General features: G+C 38.6%; 16 protein-coding genes. 15 read left to right on the plus strand and 1 reads right to left on the minus strand.

Annotated features, from left to right (window positions below):
• Nucleotides 1–20 precede the first annotated feature (20 nt).
• The 10 genes from CR194_RS03040 (at nucleotide 21) to CR194_RS03085 (ending at nucleotide 8,235) form a co-directional block, all read left to right on the plus strand.
• Nucleotides 21–914 (plus strand): hypothetical protein, encoded by an 894-nt coding sequence (locus CR194_RS03040; RefSeq protein ID WP_110608156.1) that lies wholly within the window; start codon nucleotides 21–23, stop codon nucleotides 912–914.
• A 97-nt stretch (nucleotides 915–1,011) separates the two neighbouring features.
• Complete coding sequence (locus CR194_RS03045; protein ID WP_110608157.1) at nucleotides 1,012–2,274, plus strand: tetratricopeptide repeat protein; 1,263 nt, start codon at nucleotides 1,012–1,014, stop codon at nucleotides 2,272–2,274.
• Nucleotides 2,275–2,470: 196 nt separating this feature from the next.
• On the plus strand, nucleotides 2,471–3,022 hold the full coding sequence (locus CR194_RS03050) for a ReoY family proteolytic degradation factor (RefSeq protein ID WP_110608158.1): 552 nt from the start codon (nucleotides 2,471–2,473) through the stop codon (nucleotides 3,020–3,022).
• A gap of 129 nt (nucleotides 3,023–3,151) precedes the next feature.
• Complete coding sequence (locus tag CR194_RS03055; protein WP_110608159.1) at nucleotides 3,152–3,631, plus strand: YpiF family protein; 480 nt, start codon at nucleotides 3,152–3,154, stop codon at nucleotides 3,629–3,631.
• Nucleotides 3,632–3,762: 131 nt separating this feature from the next.
• Complete coding sequence (locus tag CR194_RS03060; RefSeq protein WP_110608160.1) at nucleotides 3,763–4,266, plus strand: QcrA and Rieske domain-containing protein; 504 nt, start codon at nucleotides 3,763–3,765, stop codon at nucleotides 4,264–4,266.
• Between the two features lie 16 nt (nucleotides 4,267–4,282).
• Nucleotides 4,283–4,954, plus strand: coding sequence for a menaquinol-cytochrome c reductase cytochrome b subunit (qcrB, locus tag CR194_RS03065; RefSeq protein WP_110608161.1), 672 nt, complete (start codon nucleotides 4,283–4,285; stop codon nucleotides 4,952–4,954).
• 31 nt (nucleotides 4,955–4,985) lie between these two features.
• Complete coding sequence (locus CR194_RS03070; protein WP_110608162.1) at nucleotides 4,986–5,774, plus strand: menaquinol-cytochrome c reductase cytochrome b/c subunit; 789 nt, start codon at nucleotides 4,986–4,988, stop codon at nucleotides 5,772–5,774.
• 188 nt (nucleotides 5,775–5,962) lie between these two features.
• Nucleotides 5,963–6,562 carry a lipoprotein heptaprenylglyceryl N-acetyltransferase LhaT gene (lhaT, locus tag CR194_RS03075; RefSeq protein WP_456300080.1) on the plus strand — a complete coding sequence of 200 codons (600 nt, stop codon included), beginning with the start codon at nucleotides 5,963–5,965 and terminating at the stop codon, nucleotides 6,560–6,562.
• Nucleotides 6,563–6,651: 89 nt separating this feature from the next.
• A complete protein-coding gene (locus CR194_RS03080; protein WP_110608164.1) occupies nucleotides 6,652–7,461 on the plus strand; it encodes a sporulation protein YpjB in 810 nt (269 codons plus the stop codon).
• An 87-nt stretch (nucleotides 7,462–7,548) separates the two neighbouring features.
• Nucleotides 7,549–8,235, plus strand: coding sequence for a zinc metallopeptidase (locus CR194_RS03085; RefSeq protein WP_110608165.1), 687 nt, complete (start codon nucleotides 7,549–7,551; stop codon nucleotides 8,233–8,235).
• A gap of 74 nt (nucleotides 8,236–8,309) precedes the next feature.
• Here CR194_RS03085 and CR194_RS03090 read toward each other — a convergent pair whose 3' ends face one another.
• Nucleotides 8,310–9,182: a YitT family protein gene (locus tag CR194_RS03090; RefSeq protein WP_110608166.1), complete on the minus strand. Its 873-nt coding sequence runs from the start codon at nucleotides 9,180–9,182 to the stop codon at nucleotides 8,310–8,312.
• Nucleotides 9,183–9,334: 152 nt separating this feature from the next.
• On the opposite strand from CR194_RS03090, the gene CR194_RS03095 reads away from it, so the two are divergent.
• Genes CR194_RS03095 through bshA form a run of 5 tightly spaced genes read left to right on the plus strand, consistent with a single transcriptional unit; the run spans nucleotide 9,335 to nucleotide 12,740 of the window.
• Nucleotides 9,335–9,673 carry a nucleotide pyrophosphohydrolase gene (locus tag CR194_RS03095; protein ID WP_110608167.1) on the plus strand — a complete coding sequence of 113 codons (339 nt, stop codon included), beginning with the start codon at nucleotides 9,335–9,337 and terminating at the stop codon, nucleotides 9,671–9,673.
• A 2-nt stretch (nucleotides 9,674–9,675) separates the two neighbouring features.
• Complete coding sequence (dapB, locus tag CR194_RS03100; protein ID WP_110608168.1) at nucleotides 9,676–10,470, plus strand: 4-hydroxy-tetrahydrodipicolinate reductase; 795 nt, start codon at nucleotides 9,676–9,678, stop codon at nucleotides 10,468–10,470.
• 20 nt (nucleotides 10,471–10,490) lie between these two features.
• Complete coding sequence (locus CR194_RS03105; RefSeq protein ID WP_110608169.1) at nucleotides 10,491–10,913, plus strand: methylglyoxal synthase; 423 nt, start codon at nucleotides 10,491–10,493, stop codon at nucleotides 10,911–10,913.
• Nucleotides 10,903–11,616: a bacillithiol biosynthesis deacetylase BshB1 gene (gene bshB1 / locus CR194_RS03110; protein WP_110608170.1), complete on the plus strand. Its 714-nt coding sequence runs from the start codon at nucleotides 10,903–10,905 to the stop codon at nucleotides 11,614–11,616. Before CR194_RS03105 ends, bshB1 begins: the two co-directional genes overlap by 11 nt.
• Complete coding sequence (gene bshA, locus CR194_RS03115; RefSeq protein ID WP_110608171.1) at nucleotides 11,613–12,740, plus strand: N-acetyl-alpha-D-glucosaminyl L-malate synthase BshA; 1,128 nt, start codon at nucleotides 11,613–11,615, stop codon at nucleotides 12,738–12,740. The genes bshB1 and bshA overlap by 4 nt, the downstream gene beginning before the upstream one ends.
• Nucleotide 12,741: the final 1 nt, after the last annotated feature.

Here is a 12,741-nt window from a genome sequence, read left to right on the forward strand (position 1 = left end):
ACAAGACGGAGATGATAAAAATGAAATATGTCATGGAGGTATGGGATAAATATAACAAAAAAGATAAGAAAATCCTTGTTGATAATGGTGCCATTTCCTTTTGCACAAACAGTGTAGAATCTAGAAAGAATGTGGTAGTCAATACCCAAAATATTTTAGTGAATTCAGGGAAAGTGACGTTGGATAAAGATGTTGGTTATGCATTTGCAAAAGGCGTTGGGATGTCTTATATTAAACGACTTTTACTTCATGGGTATTCTTCGTTTATCCACGTGGTTGACCTTGAGTTTGAAAGTCTAACAGAAAGTAAATTAAAGCAATCCCGAACCCAATTAGCGACCTGCCCAACAGATTATGTCCATGCTGTGAGAGTGCCTCTAAAGAGACTCACTCCATCATGGGTTCGTAAGTTAAAGCAATTGTCCATCCCCCTCATCATCTTTACTGTAGATAAACATGAAGAAATTATTCGATTTCCTTGGATTCGACTGATTGAAGCAGCATTTCCGATTCGAACAATGTTTTTGTTAGATCAACACCAGTCTGTAAGAAGTAAAAGAGACATTCAGTCGGTTCAACGGGAGTGGGAACAGACTGTGAAAAATTTACGCTTAAACAGCTATTTTCATCTCCCTGCTTATGGAGAAGAGGTTCCGTTATTTTTCTTGAAGCGATTAGGGATGTATCCTTACAAGGGGAGTTTTGATTCGGGTAGTCATGCTGACTATATGATGTATTTACAAAATAAAATAAGGATTACAGACATGGTTGTACCGGATATTATCGCCTTAAGAGGCACTATCGTTAAATCAAATAATAGCTGGCATCTTCGAGGAGTGGTGGGTAAGGAGATGGTATCAATTATCCCAGAGCAATTCCTTCCTATTGCAGAGGTATTTCAATATAACTCATAAGATCAATCTTTATAAAGTTATGTGCACAAGAGTTGACTCATAGGATGGGTTAGTTAAAATGGAAAGGAGACATATGTGAAGAAAGGAAGCAATAATGATGAATGAAAATTTAGCAGAAGCCATTAAACTTATAGAAGAAGGTCATCACGAAGAAGGGTTAAAAAGGATAGAAAAGTTAGAAGAAAAATCTGACGATGAGACAAAAAGGACGATAGCAGAATTATATTTTGAACTAGGTCTCGTCGACCGCTCTGTGATGATCGTTGAGGAATTAATGTTTCAATACCCAGATCACGGGGAGCTATTTGCTTTTGCAGCGGAGTGTTACAGTGAATTAGGTAAAGAAGACGAAGCGATCGAGATGCTTACGTCAATCAATCTGGGAGATCCAGCTTACATTCAGGCTCAACTGTTATTAGCCGATCTTTACGAAAGCCAAGGACTGGAAGAAGTAGCGGAGAAAAAATTGCTTGATGCAATTAAGAACGAACCAAACAATGCTGTTCTTCAGTTTGGATTAGGGGAATTTTATTTGAATCGAGGGGATTATCAACAATCAATCTCTTATTACAAACAAGCGATTCATCAAGGGAACCTACCAAAAGATTTACCTATTCAACCTCAGTTAAAGCTTGCAGAAGCTTTTAGTATTACTGGACAATTCGAAGACGCATTAATCTATTATAGAGAAGGATTAGAGGATAAAGAGAACCCTGATGGTCTGTTCGGATATGGATATACTTCGCTTCAAGTAGAGGATTATGAAACAGCTGTGAAGACGTTTGTCAGGCTTCTTGAGATGGACCCGGATTACACGAGCGTATATCCATACTTAGCTAAAGCATACGTTGCCCAAAAGATGCTGGATCAGGCTACGGAAATTTTAGAAGAAGGTATTAAAAAAGATGAATTTAATGAGGAATTGTATTTGGAGTTAGCCAAACTTCAGTTTTCGAAAGGAAGATATTTAGAAGGGAAAGGTTTTCTTGAAAAAGTCATTGCCTTAAACCCATCGAACGTATCAGCCGTGAAAGAGCTACTCATTTATTTTGACAATGAAGAAGATTATGAAGGAATGCTGGACTTAATTCGCTTCCTTGATGACTATGGTGAGTATGACCCATTATATGAACGATTTCGAGGTAAAGCGTTAATGGAAGAAGATGATGTTGCTGGAGCTGTAGAAGCCTATGAGGCAGCTATTGCATCCTTAGCACACGATGAAAGTATTCTTGAAGAAGCAGCATTAACGTTTTTAGCAGCTGGAAGGAAAGATAAAGGAATAATCTTACTAGAAGAGCTATTAACCTTGCAACCTCACCGGTATGACATTGAAGAGCGTTTAATAGAACTGAAATAAGTGTTTAAGATTGATTCTCAAGCTTATCAACTAAGAAAAATGAGGAAATAAAAAAAACAAGTCATTAGCAGGATTATTCAAATAGTTAGAGAATAGTAATATATATACAAGAGATATTCATTGATCAGTTGTGATTTTCGTTCAAAGAACTTTAGTTCTGTCCCTATAAGACTTTAGAAATAAGGGAGGGGTCGTGATGAATAATCCAGTTCCAGTCATGGAAAAGCGCGATTTTTTAAAGTGGTTTTTGGAATCATATCAATTGAAACGCCGAGAGTGTGCTTGGTTATTGAACTTCTTAATGAGTGACGATATTTTAATGGAGAGAGTTCATTTTGTAGAACAAGCAGAGTATTGTCCGAAGGCATTGATGATCTCAGCTAATGATGTAGAACAGGTTCCGTTTGCTTTCCACAAAAATCAACATGTAACCATGGACGCTGAGAAATCATTTCACGACATCCGGTTAAATCGTAACGAAGATATTTATATTCAATTAAATTTTAAAGAAAAGCAGTCATCACCTCATTATATGGCTGTCTTAGAGGAGAACCCTTTCTTACCAGTTAACGAAGAAGAAGAAAACTTACAACAAGTTCTAGCCGAGATGGTTCTCGATGAATCATTAAGAACTCATAAAATGAAGAGGCTTGAAGAAGAGATAGATCTTGCTTTAGTGAATGGAGACGAAATGACGTTCCAAGACTTAGCGAAAAAATATTCTGCTTTAAAAGCCCTTGAAGACTAAGGGCTTTTCTTTTTGGGGAAAATTTTGTTATAGCCTATTTTGGATGTTTAAGAGTCCCCATTCACTTTCACAGGCTAACAATTATCATAGCTATGAAGAAAATTGCACGAATACAAGGAGACGATAGTAATGAAATGGAAAGTAAACCAAATCGATACATACTACAAAGCTAAAGAGTACGTTGACACGGCAGTGATCCCGCTCATACCCCTCCAATGGGGAAAAGACGAGAAGGATACCATTTCGATGGGGGAATTTACTGAATACATTACAGATCGAATAGAAAACCAGTTTACAGGCAGAGTGTTTTTAATGCCTCCATTCACCTATTTAAAATCAGAACCAGCACTCGAAAAAATTCAAAGATTAAAAGAGTGGGATCGTCATTTATTCAAGCAAGGGTTTAAGTACATATTTTACATTACATCCGACGTAGAGTGGAAATCATTGGATAAACAACTGCCTGATGAATTGATTTGGGTACCGGCTATTTCAAGTGAGACCATGGATTCCAATCAATTGAAAAAAACTGTCGAACAACAAACAAGTCAGATTATGCCTTTATTTACGGGCAAATGGCAGACTGAACCGAATCCTAGAGATGAATAGGACATTATTCTTCTAAAATGATTACCGCGATTTTATTGACATAACAGGTTTTATTGGGCTATCATAATACTGTCTTAGTATGTTTGATGTGTGAAATTTATGTAAAGTTTTGGATGTGAGGAGGGAAGGTTGTGAGCGAGAAAAAACACCGGGTTTCGAGGCGTCAATTTTTAACTTATACATTAACAGGTGTAGGCGGCTTTATGGCTGCAGGAATGCTTAGTCCAATGGTAAGAATGGCGTTAGATCCTGCTTTAGAAGCGACAGGAGATTCAGAATTTGTAGCTGTAGGACTAGGGGAAGATGAACTAACTGAAGAACCACAGATTGTCAATTTCGAATTAGAAATTGAAGATGCATGGTATACATCAGAGCAGCCACGGTCTGCATGGATTTATAAAGATGGAGATGAAATCATTGCTCTTTCACCAATCTGTACGCACTTAGGTTGTACGGTGAATTGGGATGCTAATGAAGATTACCCTGAACAGTTTTTTTGTCCATGTCATTTTGGACGGTTTGAAAGAGATGGAACAAACGTTGCAGGAACGCCACCGACGCGACCGTTGGACGTTTATGATGTGGAAGTCCGTGACGGGATGATTTATTTAGGTCAAATCAATCAGCGTAGTTAAAAGGGGGGCGTAAGGAATGCTACAAAAAGTATATGATTGGGTGGACGAGCGTTTAGATATTACACCTTTATGGCGTGATATTGCCGACCATGAAGTGCCGGAACACGTAAATCCAGCTCATCATTTTTCAGCTTTTGTTTATTGTTTTGGAGGTTTAACATTTTTTGTTGTTGTAATACAAATATTATCAGGAATGTTCTTAACGATGTATTATGTTCCGGATATCATACACGCATATGAATCGGTCTATTACTTACAAAATGAAGTGACCCACGGATTGATTGTTCGAGGGATGCACCATTGGGGCGCCAGTTTAGTCATAGTCATGATGTTCCTTCATACCCTTCGTGTTTTCTTTACAGGTTCCTATAAAAAACCTCGTGAATTAAACTGGGTTGTCGGCGTACTATTGTTTTTCGTTATTTTAGGACTAGGTTTTACAGGATATCTCCTTCCATGGGATATGAAAGCTTATTTTGCAACAGTTGTAGGGCTTGAAATAGCTGAAAGTGCACCTGTTATTGGTGGATTTGCGAGAACGTTACTTGCTGGTGGAGAAATTATTGGGGCACAAACACTGGCTCGATTCTTTGCGATTCATGTGTTCTTCTTGCCTGGAGCTTTATTAGGATTGTTAGGAGCTCACTTTTTCATGATTCGTAAGCAAGGAATTTCTGGTCCATTGTAAGATGGAGCAGATGTGATAAGGAGGGAAAGCTATGCACCGCGGAAAAGGGATGAAGTTTGTAGGCGATTCACGTGTCCCTGCTGAACGTAAACCGAATATACCTAAGGATTATTCAGAATACCCGGGAAAAACAGAAGCATTCTGGCCGAACTTCTTACTTCGGGAATGGATGGTTGGGGCTGTTTTTCTAATTGGCTTTTTAGTTTTAACTGTGGCTCACCCAGCACCATTAGAACGAATTGCCGATCCTACTGATTCTGGTTACATACCGTTACCAGACTGGTATTTCTTGTTTTTATACCAACTATTAAAGTATGAATTCGCTGCTGGTCAGTATACAGTTGTTGGAGCTGTTCTAATGCCAGGTGTGGCATTTGGAGCTTTGTTACTTGTACCATGGCTTGACAGTGGAAAAGAAAGACGACCTCTTAAGCGTCCTATTGCAAGTGGTTTAATGATGCTCGGTGTTGCTTCAATCATTTTTCTGACGTGGGAATCTGTGGATGAGCACGACTGGGAAGCAGCCGCTCAACAAGGTGAAATTGTCGATGACGTCGAAGTAGATGAAACTGCTGAGGGGTATGAAATTTATCAATCTCAGGAGTCCTGTATTGGTTGTCATGGTGGAGATATGTTAGGTGGCGCAGCTGGTCCTAACATTTTCGAAAGCGACTACGACAAAGATGCTGTAATGGATATTATTATTAACGGAGCAGATGGCATGCCTGCTGATCAGTTTGAAGGATCAGATGAGGAGCTTGAAACTCTAGCTGAATTCATTGCTAATGATGGGCAAGATCCAAATGGTGATGATGAATAATTAGATGAAGAAATTGTGAGCTGACTGAGGAAATTTAGTCAGCTCTTTTTTCATAAGGATATCGAATAAATATTGTTGATATTTAATTTCGTGGAACTCCTCGATCTGCTCGGAAAAAGCGAACGGACTCAGTTCAACAGCGTTGGATACAAAGACGAATCAATAAGTTGAAATATTAGAAAAGGAAGATGCCGATGTTTACATATTTGTTATCAATCATAGGTCAGCGATGGTTTATCGCTTCCCTTTTGGTTATTAATATACCTGGTACCATTTATGGTTTTATATGGTATGAAAGTCAATTAGAGAGAACACCTGCCCACTTCCTCATTTTCGTTCCAGATAGCCCAACGGCTAGTTTGTTTTTTTGTATTGTGTTAGCTGCTTTTTTATTCAAAAAAAATATACCTCTTATAGAAGCATTAGCTGCGGTTACATTATTGAAATATGGAATATGGGCTGTAGTTATGATCTTGGCAGCAGCTGCAGCAGGTTCTCCTATAGGTATTCTTAACTATATGCTTATTTTTTCGCATCTTGGAATGGCTGCTCAAGGTTTGCTATATTCCCCTTACTACCGGTTTAAACCATGGCATTTAATAATTGTAGCTGTCTGGACACTACATAATGACGTTATTGATTATATATATGGGATGCATCCTGGAGTTGCATCGTCCATTCAATCGTATATTCAGGAAATCGCTTATTTTACTTTTTGGCTAAGCATTATCTCATTGTTCACAGTGTATATTTTGCACAATAAATCTCTTAAACGTCATTTACAATAAGCCTAGTTCGATTTTTTTCATAACTGTTTCTCGGTCTACTCTTGTCTCATGCTTCATAAGATGAAGTATGATAAAGGGGAGGGACAGGCATGGGGAAAGAAAAACGAGGATGGCTGCTGATCGTAACGATTTTGTTTGCCTTGCTTATAGCAGCATCAACAGTAAATAGTGCAAGTGAGGAACGGTGGACAGAGTTAAATCATACAAGTGATACGATTTTACAGTACGTAAAGCAACAACATTATCAAGAAGCATCGGATTTGTTAGATACTTTTGCGCAAGAGTTTCTTCAAACGAATGCAAATGAGCTAGGGTTAACGATGAGAGAACTTCAAATCCTAACAGAGACCTTCGACGAGGCGGTATATGCTGTCACCAATACCGCTCTCACTCACAATCAAAGAGTTTCTCTTGTTTACAAACTTAGACTTCTTACAGATGTTTATGTTCATAGTGAAGAACCTTTGTGGCATAATATGAAAACTTCGTTATTAACTTCTCTGAAACAAATGCAACCAGAAGATAAATCAAATCTTGAAGTGTCTCATGAAGACATAAATGAATTTATTGCTTATTATGACACGGTGAAGCCAGCTTGGAGTGTAGCTCTCTCACAAGAACAATTTCAGCGAATTCATTCCCAAGTGCAATATTTACTTCAAATGAGAAACCAAAACGTGAGTCTACAAGAATGGAGTCAGCATTTAGAAAGAATTGAGCAAGAGCTCTTTCACATTTTCGATGGCGTAGATGAAGATGAAGTGACAGATCCCTCATTTTATTGGCTGATTATCACGGTCAGTAGTGCCATATTTAGCTCACTTAGTTATGTAGGGTGGAAAAAATACAAAGGTCACAAAACAGATTTATTGAGAATGAAAGATAGAGGGCGCAGTTGATGTCGATTAGGCAAGTTCGTTGACACATTGACGTTCTTTGACTAAAATAAACTTATACAAACAAGAGATTTAAAGGAGGTTTGCACAATGTTTGAAACATTTGGCGGTTTTTTAATTTATTTTGCCCTTTTGATGGCGATCCCGATGTTGGCCAATTCAAAAGTGAAAAACACCTATCGAAAATACTCACAAGTCGCCTCTTCTTCAGGGATGACTGGGGCAGAAGTGGCCCGTAAAATATTAAACGATAATGGGTTGTTTGACGTTGTAGTAGAACCAGTAAAAGGTCAGCTTACAGACCACTATGATCCTCGTAAAAAAGTTGTCCGTTTATCAGAACACAATTATTACGGAAATTCCATTGCTGGTGCTGCTGTTGCCGCTCATGAAGTGGGACACGCTATGCAAGACGCGGAAGATTACAGTTTTTTGCGATTTAGACATACTCTTGTCCCAGTAGCTAATTTCGGTTCCAATACATCTATCTTCTTGATTTTAGGTGGGTTGTTCCTTCAATTAAATGGTTTATTTCTAGCAGGGATTGTGCTGATGTCCTTTGCTGTTCTCTTTCAACTTGTCACATTACCAGTTGAATTTAACGCTTCAAGTCGTGCGATGGAACAAGTTGTTTCTGTAGGGGTTATTCGAAATGAGGAAGAACGACAAACGAAAAAAGTATTAGACGCAGCCGCTTTAACTTACGTTGCAGCCGCACTCGTAGCTGTAGCAGAGTTGATTCGTTTTATCATGATGTTTATGGCGAGCAACGACTAAATCTAATGTAAAAGAAAGCCACCGGATCCCGGTGGCTTTTCTCATACTTTAAAGTTCAGAAGAAAGAAGAATAACTATATTCCTAACGGCTTTTTGTTTTCATCTAATGTAAATCCTTCTCCCATGACATCTTGCACATCAGCTAAAGTTACGAATGCATGGGGATCTACTTTCGCAATTAAGTTCTTTAAGCGAACCATTTCATTCCGACCAACGACACAATAGAGAACTTCTCGGTCTGTTTCAGTAAAAGTTCCTCGTCCTTTCAAGATTGTAGCCCCTCTATCCATCTCTTTCAAGATAATGGATGCAATCTCAGGGGCATGTTCAGAAATAATCATGGCAGCTTTCCCGGAGTACGCACCCTGTTGCATAAAGTCAATCACTTTAGCTGCTACAAATACAGCTAGTAACGTGTACATGGCTTCTCGATAATTTAAATAAACAAGCGAAGACGTAATGACAATCGCATCAAATACGAACATCGTTCTTCCCATGCTCCATCCGTAGTATTTGAAGCCGAGCTTTGCAATGATATCTACACCTCCCGTTGTTCCACCGAATCGGAATACGATTCCTAATCCAACACCGATAAATACACCAGCGAAAAGAGCCGCTAAAGTCATATCATCATCTAACGGCATAGCGAAAAATTTATAGCGTTGGAATAGCCATAAAAAAACGGAAACGGCTACTGTCCCAATTAACGTGTAGATGAACGCATTCCGTCCTAATACTTTCCACCCGATCACAAACAAAGGAATATTCAAAACGAGATTAGAATATGCAGGGTCTATCGAAAAGATAAAGTATAATATCAAAGTAATACCTGTAAATCCTCCATCTGCAAGGTTGTTCTCCATGTTAAAATACACTAAACCAAATGACATAATTGCAGTACCTAACAAAATGAAAAAGATATGTTTGAACTGAATTTTACCGATCACAAGCAGCACCTCCTTGAATTTCAGTCAGACTGCTATATTATAATTGATAGAGGTAGTTGGTTCAATGGGAATATATGATTTGTCAAAATCAGTCGTATTCGCTACGATAGGCTTGTAGTACAATCCTGTAAATGAAGGGGATGAAAGGATAGATGGATGATAAGACCATGCAACAAATGCAGGCGGAAGTAGATTCATACATATCTCAGTTTAAAGAAGGGTACTTTTCTCCTTTAGCGATGTTAGCTAGACTTACAGAAGAAACTGGTGAGCTGGCTCGTGAAATTAACCATTATTACGGAGAGAAGCCAAAAAAAGATTCAGAAGAAGAAAAAACGCTAGAACAGGAAGTAGGAGACATCCTGTTTGTAATGATTTGTCTAGCTAATTCATTAAATATAGACATGGAAGAATCATTTAATTTAGTGATGAACAAATTTCAAACGCGTGATAAAGACCGATGGACTAGAATTGATAAAACGGAGGAGTAAACATGATAAATATCGTAATTGCAGGACCTAGAGGAAACATGGGAAAAGAAGCAGTGAGAATGGTAGAAAAAGAAGAAAATTTTCAACTAAAAGCAGTGGTTGACCGTAAATATCAAGGTTTTTTAATGAAAGATGTTGACGGAATGGAGCCTCTTAATGTTCCCGTTTACGAAAATATGGAAATTTGTTTCCAAGAAGTAACGTGCGATGTTCTGATCGATTTAACCAGTCCAGAAGTAGGCAAAAAACATATGTTAATTGCGTTTAACCATGGTGTACGACCTGTTGTTGGTACGACCGGGTTCACTGATCAGGATATTGAAGAATTATCGAAAATAGCTGAAGAAAAAAAATTAGGAGCCATTATCGCACCTAACTTTGCAATAGGGGCTATCTTACTGATGAAATTCTCGCAGATGGCTGCAAAATATATGAAAGATGTAGAAATTATTGAACAGCATCATGATCGTAAATTAGATGCTCCATCTGGAACAGCAGTTAAGACTGCTCAAATGATCTCGGAAGTAAGAGAACCTAAAACACAAGGGCATCCAGAAGAAAGTGAACAGTTGAAAGGAGCTAGAGGAGCAGACTATCAGGGGATGAGAATACATAGTGTCCGTCTTCCTGGCTTGGTCGCTCATCAAGAAGTATTATTTGGTGGAGAAGGTCAGTCTTTGAAGCTTCGCCATGACTCTTTTAACCGAACGTCGTTTATGCCGGGAGTAAAACTTGCTTGTGAAACTGTGATGAAGTTAAATGTATTGGTGTATGGGTTAGATCAGGTCATTGAATAGTAGGAGAAAGGGGATATAAAATGAATATTGCGTTTATTGCGCACGATAAAAAGAAAGATGATTTAGTACGTTTCACCATGGCTTATGAGAACGTATTAAAAGATCATCAATTATTTTCAACGGGGACCACTGGGCAGCGGATTATGAAAGAAACGTCATTGGATATCCACCTATTTAAATCAGGTCCTCTAGGAGGGGATCAGCAAATCGGGGCGTTAGTTGCAGAAAACAGTATGGATTTGGTTCTCTTCTTCAAAGATCCTTTAACAGCTCAACCTCATGAACCAGACATAACTGCGCTCATTCGTCTCTGTGATGTTTACAGCATCCCACTGGCAACGAACATGGCTACAGCAGAAATATTACTATCTGGATTGAAACGAGGAGAATTTCAATGGCGCGAAATAATCAAACGTCAAGAGGGAAATCAAAATGAGTCATAAAGTGGATTTGTTAGCGATCGGTGCTCATCCTGACGACGTAGAGATTGGTATGGGAGGGACAATTGCTAAATATCGCCAAGCTGGAAAGAATGTCGTCATTGTTCACTTAACGGAAGCGGGGCTTTCGTCTAACGGGACGATCGAAACAAGGCAAATTGAAGCTGAGAATGCGTGTAAGGTGTTAGGGATATCAAACCCAGTTCAATTTCAATTTCCTGATCGACAACTGCTCTCTGTTCGTGAAGAAGCCATAGCCGCCCTTGTGACTGTCATTAGACAATATCGTCCTAAATTATTATTTGCTCCCTACTTTCAAGACCGGCATCCAGATCATGGTCATTGTGGAGAAATTGTTAGGGAGGCTTTCTTTTCTTCTGGTATTAAAAAGTATCTAGAAGATGAAACGGAATTAGCGTATCGTCCTCATGCCCTTTACTTTTATCAAATTAATGGATTAACCACACCTGATTTTCTTGTGGATATCTCCGACTCTATTGATGTGAAATATTCTGCGTTAGCGTGTTTTAAAAGTCAATTCTCACCTCAGGTTGGAAAGGTAAAAACTCCCTTGAATTCAGGGTTCTTAGAAAAATTAAAAGCGAGAGATCAGTTATTAGGTAATGAAGTTGGAGTGAACTATGCAGAAGGCTTCTTTTCGGATAAACCGATCCTTATTTATGATCTATTAGGAGACAAACAATGACATTTAAAATTGGTATTACTTGTTACCCAACTGTAGGAGGATCTGGTGTTGTAGCTACGGAGTTAGGGAAAGCATTAGCTGAAAAAGGACATGAAGTTCATTTTATTACGTCCAGTCTTCCTTTCCGATTAAATGATGGAACAGCAAATATCTATTTTCATGAGGTCGAAGTCAATCAATATTCGGTCTTTCGCTATCCTCCATATGATTTAGCATTAGCAAGCAAGATGGCTGAAGTTATTAAACGAGAAGGCTTAGATATTTTACATGTTCACTATGCTATTCCCCATTCTATTAGTGCTTATTTAGCGAAGGAAATGGTTGATCGGGATGTGAAGATCGTTACAACTCTTCACGGGACAGACATTACGGTCTTAGGCTATGATCCTTCGCTTTCTGATATGATCCGGTTTGGAATAGAAAAATCAGATGTAGTGACAGCCGTGTCCAATGATCTTATTCGACAAACGAAAGAATTATTGAAGATAGAAAGGCCGATTGAAACCGTTTATAACTTTATAGACCATCGAATTTACTATCCTAGAGAAACTGAGTTGTTAAAAAAACAATATGGCATTAGTGAGGATACAAAAGTTGTCGCCCACATTTCAAACTTCCGTAAGGTGAAGAGAGTAGAAGATGTGGTGAAAACGTTCGAGAAAATACAAGAACGTATGGACGCCGTATTGCTTTTGATAGGTGAAGGTCCTGAATTACCTGTTATTTGTAATCTTGTAAAAGAAAAAGGATTAACAGACAGTGTCCGTTTTCTTGGGAACCAAAAAAGAGTGGCAGAGCTGTTATCCATGAGCGATGTAAAGTTACTCTTATCTGAAAAAGAAAGTTTTGGTTTAGTCATCTTAGAAGCGATGGCATGCGGTGTACCGGTTATTGGAACAAATATTGGAGGAATTCCTGAGGTTATTCAACACGGTAAAAATGGCTATATATGTTCACTAGGAGATATTGACGAAATATCAGACTACGCTATTAAGCTCTTGCAAAACCCCTCGTTGCAGAAAGAAATGTCAGAATCAGCAATAAACAGGGCGATAAAGACGTTTCATCAAGAACGGATCGTCTCTCAGTATGAAACAATCTATGAGACGGCCCTTGAAAAATAGG

This window comes from Salipaludibacillus keqinensis (genome assembly GCF_003226325.1).
GTDB classification, from domain to species: Bacteria; Bacillota; Bacilli; order Bacillales; family Salisediminibacteriaceae; genus Salipaludibacillus; species Salipaludibacillus keqinensis.

What these genes read in the sequence shown, in the direction of transcription:
- dapB (WP_110608168.1), top strand. Translation starts at nt 9,676, where the DNA reads ATGATAAATATCGTAATTGCAGGACCTAGAGGAAACATGGGAAAAGAA.
- bshA (WP_110608171.1), top strand. Translation starts at nt 11,613, where the DNA reads ATGACATTTAAAATTGGTATTACTTGTTACCCAACTGTAGGAGGATCT.
- CR194_RS03050 (WP_110608158.1), top strand. Translation starts at nt 2,471, where the DNA reads ATGAATAATCCAGTTCCAGTCATGGAAAAGCGCGATTTTTTAAAGTGG.
- CR194_RS03040 (WP_110608156.1), top strand. Translation starts at nt 21, where the DNA reads ATGAAATATGTCATGGAGGTATGGGATAAATATAACAAAAAAGATAAG.
- lhaT (WP_456300080.1), top strand. Translation starts at nt 5,963, where the DNA reads ATGCCGATGTTTACATATTTGTTATCAATCATAGGTCAGCGATGGTTT.
- CR194_RS03055 (WP_110608159.1), top strand. Translation starts at nt 3,152, where the DNA reads ATGAAATGGAAAGTAAACCAAATCGATACATACTACAAAGCTAAAGAG.
- CR194_RS03105 (WP_110608169.1), top strand. Translation starts at nt 10,491, where the DNA reads ATGAATATTGCGTTTATTGCGCACGATAAAAAGAAAGATGATTTAGTA.
- qcrB (WP_110608161.1), top strand. Translation starts at nt 4,283, where the DNA reads ATGCTACAAAAAGTATATGATTGGGTGGACGAGCGTTTAGATATTACA.
- CR194_RS03045 (WP_110608157.1), top strand. Translation starts at nt 1,012, where the DNA reads ATGAATGAAAATTTAGCAGAAGCCATTAAACTTATAGAAGAAGGTCAT.
- CR194_RS03080 (WP_110608164.1), top strand. Translation starts at nt 6,652, where the DNA reads ATGGGGAAAGAAAAACGAGGATGGCTGCTGATCGTAACGATTTTGTTT.
- CR194_RS03070 (WP_110608162.1), top strand. Translation starts at nt 4,986, where the DNA reads ATGCACCGCGGAAAAGGGATGAAGTTTGTAGGCGATTCACGTGTCCCT.
- CR194_RS03095 (WP_110608167.1), top strand. Translation starts at nt 9,335, where the DNA reads ATGGATGATAAGACCATGCAACAAATGCAGGCGGAAGTAGATTCATAC.
- CR194_RS03085 (WP_110608165.1), top strand. Translation starts at nt 7,549, where the DNA reads ATGTTTGAAACATTTGGCGGTTTTTTAATTTATTTTGCCCTTTTGATG.
- bshB1 (WP_110608170.1), top strand. Translation starts at nt 10,903, where the DNA reads ATGAGTCATAAAGTGGATTTGTTAGCGATCGGTGCTCATCCTGACGAC.